Source organism: Vogesella sp. (assembly GCF_046297735.1).
In the GTDB taxonomy this organism is placed as follows: Bacteria; Pseudomonadota; Gammaproteobacteria; order Burkholderiales; family Chromobacteriaceae; genus Vogesella; species Vogesella urethralis.
In genome coordinates, this window is sequence record NZ_JBKBHK010000014.1 from 1 (window position 1) to 20,135 (window position 20,135).

General features: G+C 52.7%; 16 protein-coding genes. 13 read left to right on the forward strand and 3 right to left on the reverse strand.

From position 1 onward, the window contains the following. Window positions 1-287 precede the first annotated feature (287 nt). Together ACK4FZ_RS14340 and ACK4FZ_RS14345 are read left to right on the forward strand one after the other, a co-directional pair. Window positions 288-1,232 carry a hypothetical protein gene (locus ACK4FZ_RS14340; protein ID WP_409821979.1) on the forward strand — a complete coding sequence of 315 codons (945 nt, stop codon included), beginning with the start codon at window positions 288-290 and terminating at the stop codon, window positions 1,230-1,232. A 138-nt stretch (window positions 1,233-1,370) separates the two neighbouring features. Further along, a complete protein-coding gene (locus tag ACK4FZ_RS14345; protein WP_409821981.1) occupies window positions 1,371-3,023 on the forward strand; it encodes an ArnT family glycosyltransferase in 1,653 nt (550 codons plus the stop codon). A gap of 67 nt (window positions 3,024-3,090) precedes the next feature. Here the strand turns inward: ACK4FZ_RS14345 and galE are convergent, their stop codons facing one another. From galE to ACK4FZ_RS14360, 3 genes are all read right to left on the reverse strand, one after another. Beyond that, entirely contained in the window at window positions 3,091-4,101 is a 1,011-nt protein-coding gene (gene galE, locus ACK4FZ_RS14350; protein ID WP_409822088.1) for a UDP-glucose 4-epimerase GalE, read from the reverse strand. A gap of 172 nt (window positions 4,102-4,273) precedes the next feature. Continuing rightward, window positions 4,274-6,235, reverse strand: a complete 1,962-nt coding sequence (locus tag ACK4FZ_RS14355) for an acetoacetate--CoA ligase (protein WP_409821982.1) — start codon at window positions 6,233-6,235, stop codon at window positions 4,274-4,276. Between the two features lie 114 nt (window positions 6,236-6,349). Further along, window positions 6,350-6,889 carry a VOC family protein gene (locus ACK4FZ_RS14360; protein ID WP_409821984.1) on the reverse strand — a complete coding sequence of 180 codons (540 nt, stop codon included), beginning with the start codon at window positions 6,887-6,889 and terminating at the stop codon, window positions 6,350-6,352. A 150-nt stretch (window positions 6,890-7,039) separates the two neighbouring features. On the opposite strand from ACK4FZ_RS14360, the gene ACK4FZ_RS14365 reads away from it, so the two are divergent. The 11 genes from ACK4FZ_RS14365 (at window position 7,040) to ACK4FZ_RS14415 (ending at window position 20,135) form a co-directional block, all read left to right on the forward strand. After that, window positions 7,040-7,837, forward strand: coding sequence for an IclR family transcriptional regulator (locus ACK4FZ_RS14365; RefSeq protein ID WP_409821985.1), 798 nt, complete (start codon window positions 7,040-7,042; stop codon window positions 7,835-7,837). A gap of 418 nt (window positions 7,838-8,255) precedes the next feature. Beyond that, complete coding sequence (locus ACK4FZ_RS14370) at window positions 8,256-9,614, forward strand: undecaprenyl-phosphate glucose phosphotransferase (protein ID WP_409821987.1); 1,359 nt, start codon at window positions 8,256-8,258, stop codon at window positions 9,612-9,614. A gap of 48 nt (window positions 9,615-9,662) precedes the next feature. Next, the gene (locus ACK4FZ_RS14375; RefSeq protein ID WP_409821989.1) at window positions 9,663-10,991 is read left to right on the forward strand and encodes a UDP-glucose dehydrogenase family protein; all 1,329 of its coding nucleotides are present in this window, start codon (window positions 9,663-9,665) and stop codon (window positions 10,989-10,991) included. Between the two features lie 12 nt (window positions 10,992-11,003). Beyond that, window positions 11,004-11,963: a GDP-L-fucose synthase family protein gene (locus ACK4FZ_RS14380; protein WP_409821991.1), complete on the forward strand. Its 960-nt coding sequence runs from the start codon at window positions 11,004-11,006 to the stop codon at window positions 11,961-11,963. A gap of 44 nt (window positions 11,964-12,007) precedes the next feature. Further along, entirely contained in the window at window positions 12,008-13,129 is a 1,122-nt protein-coding gene (gene gmd / locus ACK4FZ_RS14385; RefSeq protein ID WP_409821993.1) for a GDP-mannose 4,6-dehydratase, read from the forward strand. 2 nt (window positions 13,130-13,131) lie between these two features. Further along, window positions 13,132-14,823, forward strand: a complete 1,692-nt coding sequence (locus ACK4FZ_RS14390) for a right-handed parallel beta-helix repeat-containing protein (RefSeq protein WP_409821995.1) — start codon at window positions 13,132-13,134, stop codon at window positions 14,821-14,823. Further along, the gene (locus ACK4FZ_RS14395; RefSeq protein ID WP_409821997.1) at window positions 14,824-16,206 is read left to right on the forward strand and encodes a hypothetical protein; all 1,383 of its coding nucleotides are present in this window, start codon (window positions 14,824-14,826) and stop codon (window positions 16,204-16,206) included. It abuts the gene before it with no gap. Further along, window positions 16,199-17,482, forward strand: a complete 1,284-nt coding sequence (locus ACK4FZ_RS14400) for a hypothetical protein (RefSeq protein ID WP_409821999.1) — start codon at window positions 16,199-16,201, stop codon at window positions 17,480-17,482. Before ACK4FZ_RS14395 ends, ACK4FZ_RS14400 begins: the two co-directional genes overlap by 8 nt. Then, entirely contained in the window at window positions 17,479-18,570 is a 1,092-nt protein-coding gene (locus ACK4FZ_RS14405; RefSeq protein WP_409822001.1) for a polysaccharide pyruvyl transferase family protein, read from the forward strand. The genes ACK4FZ_RS14400 and ACK4FZ_RS14405 overlap by 4 nt, the downstream gene beginning before the upstream one ends. Next, a complete protein-coding gene (locus ACK4FZ_RS14410) occupies window positions 18,539-19,633 on the forward strand; it encodes a glycosyltransferase family 4 protein (protein WP_409822003.1) in 1,095 nt (364 codons plus the stop codon). The genes ACK4FZ_RS14405 and ACK4FZ_RS14410 overlap by 32 nt, the downstream gene beginning before the upstream one ends. Further along, the gene (locus ACK4FZ_RS14415; RefSeq protein WP_409822005.1) at window positions 19,626-20,135 is read left to right on the forward strand and encodes an acyltransferase; all 510 of its coding nucleotides are present in this window, start codon (window positions 19,626-19,628) and stop codon (window positions 20,133-20,135) included. Before ACK4FZ_RS14410 ends, ACK4FZ_RS14415 begins: the two co-directional genes overlap by 8 nt.

The following is a 20,135-nucleotide window of genomic DNA, read 5'->3' on the forward strand; positions in this document are numbered from 1 at the left end:
CGAGTCTGTTTGTCCTACCACCCCGCAGACCAGACCGACATTGCCCGCGAGTGGTGAAGAACAGGGCACACAAATATCCAACGAAAAATGCCAGTCAGCGTTAACTGACTGGCATTAAGCCAGTGGCTGCCTTTTTTGTTTTTGGCACCTGGCACGCTGACCGATGCCGGGTATTGTCGCTGTGGCGCGACGCCCATGCCGACGGGCTGCTTACCCGTCATAAAGCGCAGCGCCACCAGACAGGGTTATCGTCTACACTGTGCGGATTACGTTAACGCCCCCGCCACATGAAGCCGCTCCATATTGTTTACCTGTCGCACGGCAGCCGCAAATACCACGACCAGACCCGTTTTTCCGTCCTGACCTTGCTGCACCTGTTGTTGCAGCAACAGCGCCAGGATGTGCGTATCGTGGTGTACACCGACGACGCGGCCGAAGTGCCGGCCCACCCGCTGATTCGCGCCATCGTGTTGCAACGGCACGAACTGGCGGCTTTCCGTGGCCCGTTCGACTACGTGCACCGCATCAAACTGAACGTACTGCGTCGTGCCAGCCAGGAGCTGGACGGCGCGTTGCTGTACGTGGATTGCGACACCCGCTGGCTGCATCTGCCCGACACCCTGTTTGCCCGCTTGCGCGGGGAGGGGGGCGGCGCGCCGGTATGCTGCATGCACGTGCCGGAAGGCGCGTTCTCCGAACAGTTCTTTGCCGACTACTATCGTTTTGTGCAGCACAAGCAGCCGCAGCTGCAAGCGTTGGGTATTGCCGATACCTCGCGCTTGCTGATGTGGAACGCGGGTGCCATCGGCCTGCCAGCCGGCAGTACTGCGTTTTTTGACGACGTGATTCGTACCAGCGACTACCTGTTTACCCGCGTGGTACCGCGTAACTGGGTAGAGCAGTTTGCCCTGTCGCTGGTGGCGTGCAGCCGCTACGAGATGGTGGCGCTGGACGCGGCGCTGCATCACTACTGGAATTACAGCTACGAAGCGCCGCTATACCTGGCCGCTTTCTTCGACGCGCAGCCAGCCGGCCAGCCGGTTGAGGCACTGGCGGCGGCCTGCGCCAGCCACGACTGGCGCGAGGACGAGCTGAAGCGGCTGCAAGCCGCGCCAGAGCACAAGCGCCAGCGCCGCCGCAACAAGCTGCGCAATTCGCTGCAAAAACGCCGTATCGACCTCAAGATCGCCATCGCCCGCCTTGGCCTGCGCCTGCGCGGCCAACTGGGTTAAGCGTTGCCAGCAACGCCCTGATGCTGTCTTGCGCCGCCGCCGTGGCCATAGCCCGGCGGCGGCTTGCCGTTTGTGGCTAGGTGCGGCGCCTGTTTGTCACTACAATGGGGCCTTGTCCTCTCTTTGTTCTTCCCGCGCATGCTGACTTATTCCGCGCACGGCCACGTTGCGGCCCGTCCTACCGAAAAACCCTGGGTACTGCTGTTATTGTGCTTTGTCTGGCTGTGGCCCGGCATTCTGGGCCATACCCCGTGGAAACCCGACGAGCCTTACATCACGGCTGTGGTTCAGGGTTTCATCAGCGGCGGCCACTGGCTGTTACCCACCGTAGACGGCCAACCCTACCTGGAAAGCGCGCCGCTGTATTACTGGGTAGCCGCCGGCCTGGCGCAATTGTTGTCGCCGTGGTTGCTACCGGTGCACGACGCGGCCCGCCTGGCCACGCCGTTGTTCATGGCGTTGGCGCTCGCCTTTGCCGGTGGTATTGGCCGCGAGCTGGTTGGCCGCAGGCACGGCCGCAGCGTGGTGATGATCCTGATTGGCTGCCTGGGCCTGATTGTTACCGGGCACGAAATGAATGCCGTGGTCGCCGGCTTTGCCGGTTTTGCCGCCGCCTTGTACGCCATGGTGCTCAGCCTGCGCGCGCCGGCACTGGCTGGTGCCTTGCTGGGGGCTGCCAGCGTGGTAGTGTTTTTGTCCACCAACCTGGTGCAACTACTGCTGGTATGGAGCGTGGCGCTGCTGCTGCCGGCTTTTGCCAGCTGGCGCAACAAGCGCTACGCCATCACCCTGTTGATGGCGCTACTGTTTGCCGCGCCGCTACTGCTGGTGTGGCCGTGGGCACTGCATAAAAATTACCCGCTGGTGTTTGCACAGTGGTGGCAGGCCTACGCGCTGGGGCCGTTGCGCGGTTTTGGCAATGTCGGCCTGTTCCATGAGCTGGGTTACTACCCCAAGCTGGTGCTGTGGTACGCCTGGCCGGCCTGGCCGTTGGCCGCATGGGCGCTGTGGAAAAACCGCCGCTACGAGCTGCCCATGCTGCAGCTGCCCCTGCTGAGTTTTGCCGTGCTGCTGCTGTTGCTGACCTTTTCCAGCAATACCCATACCGAAGACGCCATGCCGCTGCTGTTGCCATTGGCCGTGCTGGGGGCTGTAGAGCTGGATAGCCTGCGCCGCGGCGCGGCGGCCTTTCTTAACTGGTTTGGCCTGATGGCATTTGGCTTCTTTGCCCTGCTGGTATGGCTGGGCTGGGTGGCCATGAACTTTGGCTGGCCGGCGCGCCTGGCCGCACGGGTAGAGTATTTCAGCCCTTATTACGAGCCGCAGTTTTCGTGGCTTACCCTGTCGCTGGCGCTGCTGGCCAGTGGCCTGTGGGTATGGGCGGTAACGCGGCGTCACTTGCGTGGCCGTCAGGCCATTACCAACTGGGCGGCAGGTTTGACGCTGCTGTGGGGCCTGCTGCTGACCTTGTGGTTGCCGTTTCTGGATGCTGCCAAGAGCTATCAGCCGGTAGTGCAGGCGATGGTGAAAGCCATGCCGGCGGGTGACCAGTGCGTGGCCGTAGACGCCCGCCACATGATTGCCCGGGTAAGCTGGCCGTATTACAGCGGTTTGCACTTGAAAGCGGTAGCGCCGGAAGAGGCCATACCTTGCAACCTGCAACTGCTGGTAGGCGAGCGCGATGCAGTGCCGGTCTTGCCCGGCTGGCAGTTGCGCTGGCACGGCAGCCGCCCACGTGACAAGCACGAGGTGTACTACCTGCTGCAACGCGAGCCGGCAGCGGCCAGCTAAGCAGCCATGACGTAAAAGAACAGGGCCGGCGCATGCGCCGGCCCTGTTGGTTTTGCTGCGGCCAACCTTACTTGCGGTAGCCGTTGGGGTTCTGGCTTTGCCAGCGCCAGCTATCGGCACACATGTCGGCCAGCGTTTTTTCGGCACGCCAGCCCAGCAGCTGTTCGGCTTGGGCCGGGTCGGCGTAGCAGGCTGCCACATCGCCGGGGCGGCGCGGAGTAATGGTGTAGGGGATGGCGCGGCCGCTGGCCTGCTCAAAAGCTTTCACCATGTCCAGTACCGAGTAGCCCTGGCCGGTACCCAGGTTGACGGTGAGCAGGCCGGGCTGCTGCTGCAGCTTGGCAAGGGCGCACAGGTGGCCACGAGCCAGGTCTACCACGTGGATGTAGTCGCGTACGCCAGTACCGTCGTGGGTGGGGTAATCGTCACCGAACACGCTCAGCTGCGCGCGTTTGCCTACGGCTACCTGGCTGATGAACGGCATCAGGTTATTGGGAATGCCGTTCGGGTCTTCGCCGATCTGGCCGCTTTCGTGTGCACCCACCGGGTTGAAGTAGCGCAGGATGGCAATGCGCCAGTCCGGTTCGGCGTGGGCCAGGTCGCGCAGCATGTCTTCGATCATCAGCTTGCTGCGGCCGTAGGGGTTGGTGGCCGACAGCGGAAAGTGCTCGCGGATGGGCACTGACGCCGGGTCGCCGTAGACGGTTGCGGAGGAGCTGAACACCAGTTGCTGGCAGCCGTGCTTTTTCATGGCCTTCAGCAGCGACAGCGTGCCGGCGACGTTGTTGTCGTAGTAGCGCAGCGGCTCGGCTACCGACTCGCCCACCGCCTTCAGGCCGGCAAAGTGAATGACCGCCTTGATCGGGTAGCGGAACACCGCGTCCAGCATGGTTTCGTCGCGGATGTCGCCTTCCACCAGCTGCAGCTGGCGGCCAGTCAGTTGCTGTACCCGTTGCAAGGCTTCGGGCTGGCTGTTGCTGAGGTTGTCCAGCACCACCAGATCGTGGCCGGCCTGCAGCAATTGCAGGCAGGTATGAGAGCCGATATAGCCAGCACCGCCGGTTACCAGAATCATGATGCACTCCGTTTTATCGATTTGCTGCGATAGTAACACTTTATGCGTAAATCATGCAGTGATGGGCTGGCTACCGCAAGCCTGCGGGCAGCCAGCAGCCAAAAGCCAGGGCCGGCGCATGCGCCGGCCCTGGCTTTTGACGTTTGCGGCCAACCTTAACGCTGGCCGCAGCCTGCTAGCTTTGCAGCTCGGGCAGATTGGCAAACAGCTGCAAGGCTTCCGGGTTGGCCAGCGCGGTCATGTTGTTCACCGGTTCGCCGTGGATCACGTTTTTCACCGCCAGCTCCACAATCTTGCCGCTGATGGTTTTGGGGATGTCGGCCACGGCAATGATCTTGGCCGGCACGTGGCGCGGGCTGGCACCCTGCTTGATCTGGTTTTTGATGGTGGCCACCAGCTCGGCGTCCAGCGCCTGGCCGTTGCGCAGTTTCACAAACAGCACCACGCGCTCGTCGTCTTGCCAGCGTTGGCCCACCACAATGCTTTCCAGCACCTGCGGGAAGGTTTCCACCTGGCGGTAGATTTCGGCGGTGCCGATGCGTACGCCGCCGGGGTTCAGCACCGCGTCGGAGCGGCCGTAGATCACCATGCCGCCGTGCGCGGTGAGCTCGGCGTAGTCGCCGTGACACCACACGTTGTCGAAGCGGTCGAAGTAAGCCTTGCGGTATTTCTCGCCACTGTCGTCGCCCCAGAAGCCCACCGGCATCGACGGAAACGGCTGGGTGCAGACCAGCTCGCCTTTTTCGCCCACTACCGGCTTGCCCTGATCGTTGCGGATTTCCACCGCCATGCCCAGGCCGCGGCATTGCAACTCGCCACGGTATACCGGCAGCGTGGCGCAGCCCAGCGCAAAGCACGACACAATATCGGTACCGCCAGAAATGGACGCCAGGTTCATGTCGGCCTTGATGGCCTGATACGCCCAGTCGAAGCTTTCTGCCACCAGTGGCGAGCCGGTAGAAAACACCGCCCGCAGGCAGGTGAGGTCGTACTGCTTGCCCGGTTGCAGGTCGATCTTCTTCAGGCCGTCGATGTACTTGGCCGAGGTGCCAAAGTGGGTGCAACGGTACGCCTGTGCGTACTCCCACAAAATGTGGCCGCCACCGGCAAACGGCGAGCCGTCGTACAGCATGAGCGTGGCGCCGCTGCCCAGGCCGCTTACCAGCCAGTTCCACATCATCCAGCCGCAGGTAGTGAAGTAGAACAGGCGGTCACCGCTGTGGATGTCGGCGTGCAGCTGGTGCTCTTTCAGGTGCTGCAGCAGGGTGCCGCCGTGGCCGTGCACGATGCACTTGGGTTTGCCGGTAGTACCGCTGGAATACAGGATGAACAGCGGGTGGTTGAACGGCACGCGCACAAACTGCAGCTGGCGCGCCACAAAGCCTTGCAGCAGGGCGTCCAGCGTCACGGCGCGCGGTACGTTGGCCGCAAAGGCGTCGGCTTCGCCCAGATAGGGCACCACCACCACTTTTTCTACCGACGGCAGCTGTTCGGCAATGACGCGGATCTTGTTCAGAATCTGCACCGGCTTGCCGTTGTACCAGTAGCCGTCGGGGCAGAACAGCATGCGCGGTGCGGTCTGGCCAAAGCGGTCTACTGCGCCGTCGGTGCCGAAGTCTGGCGAGCAGCTGGTCCACACTGCGCCCAGGCTGGTAGCGGCCAGCATGGCGGCCAGCGTTTCCGGCATATTGGGCATGTAGCCGGCAATGCGATCGCCGCACTGAACGCCGTGCTCTTTCATGGCCTGCTGCAGCCGCGATACCAGGTCGCTTAGCTCCCACCAGCTTAGTTCGCGCTTCACCTTGTCTTCGCCCCAGAAGCACACCGCCAGCGCGTCGTCACGGCGGCGCAGCAGGTTTTCGGCATAGTTCAGCCGGGCGTCGGGGAAGAAGCGGGCGTCGCGCATGTGGCCATCGTGCTGCAACAGACGCTCGCCCTTGTCGCCCACCACGCCGCTGTAGTCCCAAACCTTGCTCCAGAAGCGCGCCGGCTGCGTGACGCTGGCCTGCCACAAGCTGTGGTAATCGTCGTAGCGGGTGTTATCCAGCGTGGACATCAGTTTGCCGAATGCCGCCAGATGGGTGGCGGCGGCGCGTTGCGGTTCGGGTTGCCAGATCGGGGTATCGGCAGCGTGCATGGACGGGTTCTCCTCAGGCGTCGGGTTATTCCAACTGTATGGTTTTTATGTAGTGTACGACGACTTACGTTAACGTAACAGGGGCGCTTGGCCCCCGGCGTGCCACGGTGGCGCTCAGTCTTCCTGGTAGCTGCCGTCGTGCATCCAGCGTGCGTGTTGCGGTGCCTGATGGGTGGCGGCCCATTCGTTGAGCATGTCCCACTTTACCTCGTCCAGCATTTGCAGCATGCGCGGGGTGCCGCTGTTGCAGGCCAGCTCCAGGCGGTGGCCGTTGGGGTCGAAGAAGTAGATGCTCTGGAAAATGGTGTGATTGGTGGGGCCGATTACCTTGATGCCGGCCGCCTCCAGCCGCGCCTTGGTAGCCAGCAAGGTGTCCATGTCGGCTACCTCCAGCGCCAGGTGCTGCACCCAGGCCGGGGTATTCGGGTCGCGGCCCATTTCCGGGCTGTTGGGCAGCTCGAAGAAGGCCAGGATATTGCCCTGGCCGGCGTCTAGGAACACGTGCATGTACGGGTCCGGCTGCTTGGTGGACGGCACTTCGTTCTCGGCAATGGCCAGCACGAACTTCATGTCGAGGTGCTTTACATACCACTCCACGGTTTCTTTGGCGTCTTTGCAGCGGTAGGCCACGTGGTGGATTTTCTGGATCAGCATGGGGGTGTCTCCGGGTGCGGGGCAGCAATGGCTGCATGGGCGGAACCATACTGCATTGTTAGATATTGCTCAACAAGTTTGATATTAACAAACTATAAAGCCGCGGCAGCAATGCTACACTGCGGCCAACCTTATCTTGCTTATATCGTTATGGACGCAGAAAAAGACGCCCGCCGTGGCATTCAATCCATCGAGGTGGGCGGCAGCCTGCTGCAGGCGCTGGTGCGCGCCGGCGCACCGATGATGCTGAAAGACCTGGCCCGCGATGCCGGCATGCCACCGGCCAAGGCGCACCCCTACCTGGTGAGCTTTGGCAAGCTGGGCCTGGTGGAACAAGACGCCGTCACCGGCCAGTACCGGCTGGGCAGCTTTGCGCTGCAAATGGGCCTGACTGCGCTGCACGAACTGGACGCCGTAAAAATAGCCAGCGACGCCGCCACCCGGCTGGCGCTGGACATCAACCAGAACGTGGCGCTGGCGGTGTGGGGCAACCACGGCCCGACCGTGGTGCGTATTGTGGAATGCAACCGCATTGTGCACATCAATATGCGTACCGGCAGCGTGATGTCGGTGCTGGATTCGGCCACCGGCCGTGTGTTTGCCGCCTGGCTGCCGGCCGAGCTGACGCGTGCAGTAATAGAAAGTGAGCTGGCACACAAGCCACCCGGCCAGCAGCCAGACCTGCCCGCCATGCTGGCCGAAGTGCGCCAGCACGGCATGGCGCGTGCCGTAGGCTACCCGCTGCCGGGCATTAATGCGCTGTCGGCACCCGTGTTTGACAGCAGCGGCCAGCTGGCACTGGTAATGACCACGCTAGGCCCGGCCGCCGCGTTTGACCCGGCGTGGCACGGCCCGCTGGCGCAGGCGCTGGCCGCCTGCGCGGCGGCCACGTCACGCAGCCTGGGCTATCCCGGCCACAGCCGGCTGCCGGGCACGGCCAGCCTGTAGCCGTCTGCCCCTGTGCGCCGCGCAGGCGAACAAACAGCCCGCCAGCTGCCTACGGTTTAGCTAGCAGGCCGCTACCGCAGCCCGCACCGTATGCTGTGGTGCAGCAAACACACGCTGTTGATACAAATGCTGGTGTAATTGCCTTCTAATTATTAAGTAAATATTAAAAAACAGCTGCTGTCATGGCCGCTGTTTTTTGTTTTATCCTTTTAAAACAGACATTTAGGTCGTGTAGTGGCATGGTTACAGTCATGGTCCTATAAGATACGTTATAAAAAAACCCGCTTGGCATTCATGAAAGTTGTACGATTGCTGTAAAATATCGATGAAACAATGGCGCAGGTAAAACCCAAGCCATCTATCGAATATTGTGCCGCGCCAAATGCGCGGCACAGCCACTACTGCAGGAAGTACACACATGAAGTCCGGCCGGCTAAAACAAGGCTCTGCGATTGTCAGCAACATCATCCTGGTGCTGGATGCCCTTACCGTATGGCAGGCTGCCGAACTGGCAGCCTGGCTGCGTTTTGGCGGCTGGTCTGCCACCTTGCCGCTGGGTTACGACAGCCTGATCGTGGCCACCAGCTTGCTGGCAATGCTGTGCTCGTCGCTGGTGTACCAGTCGTTTAGGGGCGGGTCTTGGCAGGCCATGTACGGCAGGGTAGTGCTGGCGTGGCTGATTACCGTGGGCATGCTGCTGGCGTGGCTGTTTTTTAGCAAAAGCTCCGAGGCGTACTCGCGCATATTTGTAGGTACCTGGGTGGCCAGCATGCTGCCGCTGCTACTGCTGCAGCGCACAGTGGTAATGCTGGTGCTGCGCTGGCTGCACCGCCGCGGCGTAAACACCCGCGAAGTACTGCTGATAGGCAAAGGCCCGATGAGCAACGACCTGGCCAAGCGCGCCCGCGAGGCGTCGTGGAGCGGCTTTAAGGTAACCCGCCAGGTAAGCGCCACCGACCTGGAGCGCATAGCCCAGCTGGCCAGCGACGCCACCTACGACGAAGTGTGGATCAACCTGCCCGCCCACGAAGCCTCCACCATACCGGCCGTGCTGGAAGCGCTAAAGCACAGCGCCGCCGACATCCGCGTAGTGCCAGACCTGCTTACCTACCGCATGATCAACCACGGCGTTACCTTCATCATGGGCGTACCCATGCTGGACATCAGCGGCAGCGCGCTGGGCGGCGTAAACCGCGTTATCAAGCAGATAGAAGACTACATACTGGCCAGCGTAATACTGCTGCTGATTAGCCCGCTAATGGCCGCCATTGCCATTGCCATCAAGCTGACGTCGCCAGGGCCGGTGATATTCAAGCAAAAGCGCCACGGCTGGGGCGGTGAAGAAATAGTGGTGTACAAGTTTCGCAGCATGACGGTGCACCAAGAGCACGACAAAGTTACCCAAGCCACCAAGAACGACACCCGCATTACCCCGCTGGGCGCCTTTTTGCGCCGCACCAGCCTGGACGAACTGCCGCAGTTCATCAACGTGCTGCAAGGCCGCATGAGCATAGTAGGCCCGCGCCCGCACGCCATACAGCACAACCACTACTACAAAGAGCTGATCCCAAACTACATGCTGCGCCACAAGATGAAGCCGGGCATTACCGGCTGGGCCCAGGTAAACGGCCTGCGCGGCGAAACCGACACCATCGACAAGATGAAATCGCGCGTGGACTACGACCTGCACTACCTGGAGCACTGGTCGGTATGGCTGGACCTGCGCATTGTGTTTCTTACCGTATTCAAGGGTTTTGTGCACAAAAACGCCTACTAAGGCCGCACCCGACCCCGCCCCATTACTGACTACCCCGAGAACGACAAGATGAACGTAACCGTATTTGGCACCGGCTATGTAGGCCTGGTACAAGCTGCCGTACTGGCCGACGCCGGCCACCACGTATGCTGCGTAGACGTAGACCAAACCAAGATCGATAACCTTAACAAAGGCATTATCCCCATCTACGAACCGGGGCTTACCCCGCTGGTGCAAGACAACCACGCCCAAGGCCGCCTGCGTTTTACCACCCAGGCAGAAGAGGGCGTAGCCTTTGCCGACCTGATCTTTATTGCCGTAGGCACCCCGCCCGACGAAGACGGCTCGGCCGACCTGAAGTACGTACTGGCCGTAGCCGGCACCGTGGCGCAGCACATGGCCAGCGACAAGATCATTGTCAACAAATCTACCGTACCGGTAGGCACTGCCGACAAAGTAAGCCAGCACGTACAGGCCGTACTGGCCCAACGCGGTGCCCAGCTGGGCTTTACCGTGGTATCCAACCCGGAATTTTTGAAAGAAGGCGCCGCAGTAAGCGACTGCAAACGGCCAGACCGCATTATTATTGGCACCGATAATAGCGACGCCGTAGCGGTAATGCGCGAACTGTACGAACCGTTTAACCGCAACCACGAACGCATCATCGTGATGGACGTGCGCAGCGCCGAGCTAACCAAGTATGCGGCCAACTGCATGCTGGCCACCAAAATCAGCTTTATGAATGAAATGGCCAATATTGCCGAGCGCGTAGGCGCAGACATTGAAGCGGTACGCAAAGGCATAGGCTCCGACGAACGCATTGGCTACCACTTTATCTACCCCGGCTGCGGCTACGGTGGCTCTTGCTTCCCCAAAGATGTACAGGCGCTGGTACGCACCGCCGAAAGCATCGACTACCAGCCGCAGCTGCTGCAGGCGGTAGAAGCGGTAAACCACCGCCAAAAGCGCAAGCTGTTTGAATACATTACCAAGCACTTTGGTGCCGACCTGCGCGGTAAAACCTTTGCGCTGTGGGGCCTGGCATTCAAGCCCAACACCGACGACATGCGCGAGGCATCCAGCCGCGTGTTGATGGAACAGCTTTGGGCTGCCGGCGCCAAGGTGCAAGCCTACGACCCGGAGGCAATGGAAGAAACGCAGCGCATTTACGGCACCCGCCCGGACCTGACGCTGATGGGCACTAAAGAAGCCGCCCTGCAAGGCGCCGACGCGCTGGTGATTTGCACCGAGTGGCAGCAGTTTAAAGCGCCGGATTTCAACAGCATCAAGACGGCACTGCGGACACCGGTGGTATTTGATGGCCGTAACCTGTACGAGCCGGCACGTATGCAGGCTAAGGGGCTGCACTACTACGCCATTGGCCGCGGCCAACATTGAAAGAAAGACCAAATGGACAAACACGCCAAGATCTATGTAGCTGGCCACCGGGGCATGGTAGGCGGCGCCATCGTGCGCCAGCTGCAGCAAGCCGGCTACAGCAATATTGTTAGCCGCACCCACGCCGAGCTGGACCTGTGCAACCAGGCTGCAGTAGATGCCTTTTTTGCCGCAGAAAAGCCGGACTACGTGTTTCTGGCCGCTGCGAAAGTAGGTGGTATTCACGCCAATAACGTGTACCGCGGCGAATTCATTCATCAAAACCTGATGATACAAAGCAATGTGATAGATGCAGCCCACCGCCACGGTGTAAACCGCCTGCTGTTTCTGGGTAGCAGCTGCATCTACCCGCGCGATTGCCCGCAGCCAATACGTGAAGACTACCTGCTAACCGGCCCGCTGGAGCAAACCAACCAGCCCTACGCCCTGGCCAAGATCGCCGGTATAGAAATGTGCTGGAGCTACAACCGCCAGTACGGCACCCGCTACATGGCCGTCATGCCCACCAACCTGTACGGCCCCGGCGACAACTACCACCCAGAAAACAGCCACGTGATACCGGCACTGCTGCGCCGCGCCCATGAAAGCAAGCTGCGCGGCGATACCACTTTTACCGTGTGGGGTACCGGTACCCCCATGCGCGAGTTTTTGTACTGCGAAGACATGGCAGAAGCCTGCGTGCATGTAATGAACCTGGACGACGCCACCTATAGCCAGCTGCTAAACGACCAGCAACCACCGCTGCTGAACATAGGCACCGGGCAAGACATTACCATTGCGCAGCTGGCACAAGCGGTATGCGACACGGTGGGCCTGCAAGCGCAGCTGGTATTTGATACCAGCAAGCCCGACGGTACCCCACGCAAGCTGCTGGACGTAAGCAAGCTGGGCGCACTGGGCTGGCAAGCCAAAACCCGCTTTGCAGACGGCTTGCAGCAGGCCTACCGTGCCGCACCGTTTTACGCCCAATAAGCATTGGGCCATACCAGACAAAAACTGAAAATCAGGAAAACAAAATGAGCAAAAAAGTAGCGTTGATTACCGGTGTTACCGGGCAGGATGGCTCCTACCTGGCAGAGTTTCTGCTGGCAAAAGGCTACGAGGTACACGGCATCAAGCGCCGTGCTTCGCAGTTTAATACCCAGCGGGTAGACCATATCTACCAGGACCCGCACATCGCAAACGCCAACTTCAAGCTGCACTACGGCGACCTGACCGACAGCAGTAACCTGACGCGCATCTTGCAGGAAGTTCAGCCCGACGAGGTGTACAACCTGGGCGCCCAATCGCACGTGGCGGTGAGCTTTGAATCGCCGGAATACACCGCCGACGTAGACGCCATGGGCACCCTGCGCCTGCTGGAAGCCATCCGCTTTTTGGGCCTGGAAAAGAAAACCCGCTTTTACCAGGCATCCACATCCGAGCTATACGGCCTGGTGCAGGAAATACCGCAAAAAGAAACTACCCCGTTCTACCCGCGCAGCCCCTATGCCGTAGCCAAGCTTTATGCCTACTGGATCACCGTAAACTACCGCGAAGCTTATGGCATCTATGCGTGCAACGGCATTCTGTTCAACCATGAAAGCCCACGCCGTGGCGAAACTTTTGTTACCCGCAAAATTACCCGTGGCCTGGCCAACATCGCCCAGGGTCTGGAGCAGTGCCTGTACATGGGCAATATGGACGCCCTGCGCGACTGGGGCCACGCCAAAGACTACGTACGCATGCAGTGGATGATGCTGCAGCAAGACCAGCCCGAAGACTTTGTTATCGCTACCGGCGTGCAGTACAGCGTGCGCCAGTTTATCCAGTGGAGTGCAGAACATCTGGGCGTAGAGCTGGCATTTGAAGGCAAAGGCGTAGACGAAGTAGCGGTGGTAAGAGCCATTACCGGCGACAAGGCACCGGCACTGAAAGTAGGCGATGTCATTGTACGCGTAGACCCGCGCTATTTCCGCCCCGCCGAAGTGGAAACCTTGCTGGGCGACCCGGCCAAGGCAAAAGAAAAGCTGGGTTGGGTACCGGAAATTACCGTGCAGCAGATGTGTGAAGAAATGGTTGAGGCTGATTTAGAACATGCTAGAAAGTGCGCAATTCTTTCTAGCCATGGATTCAATCACTCTTTGAGTTTGGAGTAAAAATGTCCAAATGCTGGATATGGTTTTTTCTGGTTCTGAGTTATCAATCATTTGCAGATTGTCTCCCTGCGGCAAGTTTTCGTTTTGATACAGAAAAAAACACTGATATAAGCAAAGATATTGCAAAAGTAATTTCTGATGCCAATGCAAATCATATCCAGCTTTATTTTGGACCAGGGCATTTTAAGTTCATACGAAGTGTTGAATTGAAAAGTGATGATTGTTTGAAAACCATTGATATCAGTGGTTCTGGCAATGGAAAAACGATAATTGAAGGTTGGGTGTACAGTAAGGCCTTAAATGAAATTTACAGTTCTGTAATTAAAGTTGATAATTTAGATTATTTTCCTGAATACTACCGCCCACCGTTAAAGAAGGCACCGGTATCTCTAAATTTTATAAGTAGTACAGGTTTTTTCTACCCGCATGCATTGAGTGGTGATGACTTTCTTCATGTATCGAAGGTAGGTAATGACAAAATTGGTTCATACGTAGTTTTTCATAAATTTTACCCAGAGGCCACTGGCAAGATAGGGAACATTTTTATTCATGGTTTTTTTGGAAACCAATGGCGCGATGAATATATAAAAGTATCTCAGATTGTTGGTGATAAGTTTTATCTAAAACGGAATCCGCACTATGGTTTGAAAAGTGCTGCTCGTGTCAAGCTTGTGGAATTTCCCTCGGGGGGGTGGAGCGATCATCTGAGGAATGGTGAAATTAATACTAAAGCCATTGTCGCCAATGGCTTTTTCCAGTTTAAAGATCTCAATAGTGTTTCAATTTCTGATCTCAGTTTTGTGGGCACAAATGGAAATGCACTCCATTTTTATAATATTGACAAATTGAACATAAGAAATTTGAATATTTCGCACGTTGCTTTGGATGCTATCAAAGCGGAAAAAAGTAAATATGGATTTATAGCGCGTAACAGAATTCATACAGTGGGTGGTAGTGGTATAGATGTCGAATCAGGTGATAGAATTCAACTGAAAGGCTATGGCTTCTTAATAGCCGATAATGAAATAAGTAGAGTTGGTGAAATATATAAGACAGCAAATCCAGCCATCAGAATAAATGGTGTTGGCGTTGATGTTAAAAAAAACTTTATCAGTGACGTTCCGCATTCGGCAATAATGTTTCAGGGGAATGACCATTTTATAGGTTCGAATGTAATTGAAAAGGCTGTTCAGTCAACTGGCGACGCAGGTGTTATATACACAGGTAGAGACTGGGCAGGGCAGGGTACAAGAATTATTGAGAACAAGATTAAAGATTCCCGTGGTGTGGCACCGTATTTTGCAACTGCGATCTATATTGATGATCAGGCTTCTGGGATAACGGCCGAAAGAAATTTAATTGATAATGTTTATCGTGCTTTCTTAATAGGTGGAGGTCGTTCTAATATGCTCCTAGGCAATAAAGCATATAATTGCAAAGAAGGCATCCATGCAGATGATAGAGGGCTTACGTGGCAAAAATCTAGAACTCAGGATAGCAGTTGGGATTTGATGAGAAGATTGTTATCAGTGCCATATCAGTCAGAAGCGTATAGGAAGTATAAAAAACTATATGAATTGCTTGATGATGAACTAGGTGCGCCAAAATACAATACCATTCAAGATAATGATCTTTTATGTGAACGCCCATTTATGTTTTATGGGAGCTTTTCACGCTATGTTGAGCTAAGATAGATGCATATAAAAAAAATATTGAAGTCTTTTTTTGCGCATACATTAGGCACGTTAGTAACGTTGTTAGATCGCTTATTAATGGTGCCACTTGTTTTTGCGAATTTTCATGTGTCGATTGCTAATATCTGGCTTATATCTAGGGCAGTGCCAGCAATCTTAACATCCTCTGATATTGGGCTATCAAGTGAAGCCGGTAATAGGCTGACTAAACTTGTTAATGATGAAAAGTATAATGAAGCTGAACTCTATTATGTAACTGCTAGATTAACAGTTTCAGCAGTAAGCCTAATTTTGTTAGTAACTTACATTGTCTGGATTTTTTCCAATGGGCAAGCATGGTTAGTGTCACACAATGTTGGCTCAATAACGACTGGATTGGTGGTTTTGGTTTCGGTTGGTGTTTATTCATTTCTTCTGAATCAAAGTCAAGTCACAAACGCAGCATTTAGATCATGCGGATATGACTATGTTGGTGTTTTTATAACACATTGCATGCGATTAGCCGAAATTACTTTTTTTGGACTTGCTATCTTTATCATAAAAGACCTTGCCATATCCATTGTTATATTCGTAATGGTTCGCCTAATTGGCAATTTTTATATGATATATAAGCTGAGTGGTTTGTGTGCTTATAGTATTGGTTTGTCCGTAAGTAAATATAAGTTTGATATTTTAAAGGTGATGATTCGGCCTTCTTTAGCTTTTGCGTTACTTCCGCTATCAATGGCATTGATACAGCAAGCACCAATATTTATCTTGTCTGAGAAGGTAAGCTTGATGGCCGCGGTAGTGTATTCGTCTACGCAAACATTCGTTAGGGTAATCGCGCAGTTAGGTCTGCAAGTTTCTCGTAGTATTTGGCCTGCATTAATCTCTTCTGATTCATCCAAAGATATTGATCAATTAGAGAGAAGAAATAACATTCAAGATTTTTCTTTTGTGCTGTCGGCTGTTTTTTTGTTGCCGGTAATGTTGCTAATGCTGTTTTGGGGTGCGAATATTATTAACTACTGGACTATTGGTCACGTTCAGGTATCACAGTTACAAATATTGCTTCAGTCATTGGCTTCTTTTTTTAGTGCTATGTGGGTTATATCCATAAGTAGTGACTTAGCAGATTCAAAGCATACAAAGCCAATGATATTTTACATAAAGAGTATCCTGATAGCTTTTGTTTTTCTTTTACTGCTATCTGAATTTTTACCGAAGCAATATTTGCTTTCTAATGATGTGATGGCATTTATTGTTATGCTTTTGGAGTTTATCATGCTCTCATATGTCCTTCGGAGAAATTCGAAAGCGAGAGGTATGAGCGTCTTATCCATTTTAAAAAATGGGTTCATAGTTGCCTTTGCTTTTTATCGAGAAAAAAAATATGGCTAATTTACTATTGTTTTCCGTATCGTTTGCTGTATTGATATTGGCCTATGTCGCAGTGAGACCAAAAGGCGAGGGTATTTTGCCCATTGATTTCTTTGTGGTTTTTTTTACATTGCAGTATGGGATTCATGCTGGATATCCCGGAGGGATGCTGCGCTTATCAGCAGGGCTCGGTGCAGGTGTGGAAGAAAACTATTTGTTGCTTCTTTCGGTTTCTTATATCGGATTAGCACTAGGTTTAATTCAGCCATTCAGAATAGTAACGCCCGGTAGCCTTGTCTTGAAAGAGTATGTATTGGCCCCGCGCAAGTATATTTATTTGGGCTTGGTATTTTCTTTCTTGATCGCTATGACCCAGTTTCCTGATTTTTCAGTATATCGAGAGTACATGAAGTACGTGTTCGGATCTTCTGACTTCTCATACGTTCAACTTAGAAGAGAGGTCTTTCAAGGTGATTTTTTTACAACGATCACGAACTTACTACGTCAAAGTGCCACAGTATCACTATTCCTAGTTGGTCTTTTGTTTTTTGTATTGGGCAAGCATTCAGCCGCACTGGCAATGGCAGTGCTAGTATTTTTTGCATGTGCAGCCCAACTCAACAAATTTCCTTATGTGTATTATGTACTATCTGCTGTCATTCTAGTGATGACCATTAAAGGCCATGGTCGACTGATGGCAGAGTATGATTTCAAAAAAGTTGCTATTATTTTTACTTTTGTTCTCTTCTTATTTTTTTTATTGAGTAGACTGTATATTTTCCAATATTCGGAAGAGTTGGCTGGTGGTTTGGTTACAAGCCAAGACATTAGCAATGTATTACCATATAGGTTGTTTTTTGCAAGCAATGATGGGCTGAGACTTTGGGTTGACTACTTTTCAATTACCCCATTTATAGGGTTTGCAAATATTCAGTCACTTGCTGACTTTTTTGGCTTGGATTATTTCAACCCGCCAGCTGAGATACCGTATCACTATCTTGGTGTGGAGCTGACTACAATCCAAGTTGGTTTTATTGGCTCAAGTTATGCCTCATTTGGTCTGGTCGGTGTTTTTTTAAATTCCCTGATCATTGCAGTAATGGTTCGTGAGTTTTCTGCTTTTGTAATTTCAATTAGACAGTATGAAATCAAAGCTCTTTTCTTAACTGTTTTCTCTATAAATATGATATTCCTTCAGACGCGCGAATTTCATACTGCATTGGTTTCTGGTGGTGTTTTAATTGCGCCATTGTTTATGTATTTTATTATTCGCTTAATCAGTGAAAGAAAAGAATGATTGTTTATTTTTTTGCCAATACGCAACATGAAAATTTAGGTGATCGTGGTATCGCAATTTCTCTTTTGGCTGAAGTCCGGTCGTTTGCAGAGACTATTGTGAATGCTAAAGGATGTCCGGAAGACTATGTTGATGAGCTTGCTGGCTACTCAGATAATGTCGTTCGAGAGTCTAAGCTTTCAAGCGTTTTGAGTATGGTTCTGAAGCGATTAAGCGGTAAGAAAGTATTTCTATTAATGAAGCCTGGCCACTTTTTTGGAAATGATGGTGGTGTGCTTAGTAAATTTTTACAATTTTTTGTTTTTTTGATGCTTTATGCATTCGGGGTGAGGGTTGTAAGGTTGGGCTGTTCCCTTGGCCCATTTGGCAGCACTGCACTCTTTATTGAGAAAATTTCGTCAAGGTTATTTTATAAGTATACCGCTAGGGAAGACTACTCTATTAGCTACATGAAGCGCTCTGGTGCTTACAGGACTACCTATTTTCCTGATCTTGCATTTGCACTTCCTTCGACATTTATACCGCCCTTGGGTGTGGGTTTTGAAAAGCGAGATACTATATCGCTTAGTTTTAGGAGTGAAGATAATATACTTGATACTGTTTGGCGGGTGATTGAAATTTTGCACTGCGGATTGGGTAGTGGTAAAAAAATAAGATTCGTGCCTGTTGCTCAAGTTACACGCGATTTTTCTTTCTTGTCTAAGATAGCATCTGGCGCCGTGTGCGATATTGACAAGGTAGTGGTGTATCCCCAGTCTAGTAAAGAACAGATATTTGATATTTATAGGAAGTCTGAGTTTATTATTAGTAATCGTCTCCATGCTTTGCTTTTTGCGGCAAAATTAGGTTGTTTGCCTATTGCATTGATAAAGAAAGAAAGAAATGTGAAGATTGTTGGTGTTTTCGAAAAGGTAGGGCTTGCTGATCTGATAGTCGATATTGATGATCCGTCTCTGGAGTCTAAAGTGACGCACTTGTTTATGAATAGAGATTTTTACTTAAAGAGAGTAATGTTAGCTTTTGAAGAACAGTCTGTACTGATATCAGATATTTTGCATGAAACTTTTTTGGGTGACTGCCATGGCTAAATATTTACTTGTTCAGACTGCGATTGGTGATTATAGACAAGCTGTCCTTGATCTGCTTTATGATCTTGCTGGTGATGATTTATTGGTTGTTTGTGGTGATGTTTATTTTGATAAAACCACCTTAACACGAGTGAGTTTTAAAGGCAAAAGATTGCTTGCATTTAACAAGTTTTTTTTGGGTAGAAGGTTTTTGTGGCAAATTGGTACATTCCAAGAGTCGTTAAAAGCCGACTCCGTTATTATCGAGATGAATCCTAGAATTATAAATAGCTGGTTTGTTCCGATATTTAGGAAGTTATTGGGGAAGAAAACTGTCATGTGGGGTCACGCATGGCCAAGAGAAGGTAAGCTTGCGCAGTCTGATTATATTCGCAATTTATTGCGATTATTGGCTGATATTATTGTTGTGTATACGGAAACTCAAAAGAGTGAGCTTCAGGAGAAAATGCCTGGAAAAAAGATTTTATCTGCACCAAATGCCCTATACCGGTCGGATGAAATGAGTGTGGCAATAGGCGAAAAGCGTAATTTTGTATACGTTGGCCGCTTGGTGTCAGAAAAAAAACCAATGCTCATGATAAAAGCTTTTTTTGAGTATTTGGGAAGAAACCCAGAGTATGATGGTACTCTTGTTGTAGTAGGTGATGGCCCTGAAAGGGTGGCGTGTGAATCCTTGGTTGATAGCAGCCAGTACCGCGAAAGAGTTGTTTTTAAAGGTCATGTTGCCGATGTTGCTCAACTGCGTTCCATATATTCATCTGCTTTCTTTAGTCTTTCTCCTGGCTATGTTGGACTATCGATTACGCAAAGTTTTTCTTTTGGTGTGCCGATGATAGTTGCTCATGGGGAAAATCACTCCCCAGAGATTGAGGCTGCGGTAGAAAATTCAAATGCAATTTTTTTCAAAATGGATAGCGTGGAAGACTTAGCCGCTGTTATGTCTGAAGCTTGGCGCAATCGCGAGTTTTGGTTGGCTCAGTCTGATGATATCGTTGATAATTGCAAGAAAAGATACTCTGCTGATTATATGGCACATCAACTGTGGAGTGCGATGAATGTATAGACAATCACCTGACGCAGACTTGGGTGTGTTGAAAAATTTTCTCAGAATTTTGATGAGAAAATATAGAGTAGTTTTGCTTAAGTTTAGACTTAAAAGCAAAGTGATAATAAGAGGGAATTTCCATTTTGGTCCTAATTGTAGGTTTATGGTCCCTGAACGTATAGAGATTGGAAATGATGTAAGTATTGGTGCGGATTTTTTCTTACAGACCAATTTGCGCATTGGCGATGACTGTCTTTTTTCGTCAAGGGTTTCTATAGTTGGGCATGATCATTATTTGTTTGATAGAGAACGTACAACATATTGGTCAGGTAGAACGGAGCCTTCGCTTGTTACTCTAGAAGGGTCAAACTTTATTGGTTTCGGCGCTACAATTGTCGGATCGGTTGTAATTGGAAGAGGCTCAATAGTGGCAGCAGGTGCTGTAGTTGTAAAAGATGTACCTGAAAATTGTGTTGTAGCAGGTGTGCCTGCTCGTGTCATTAAGAAGAGATTTGAATAA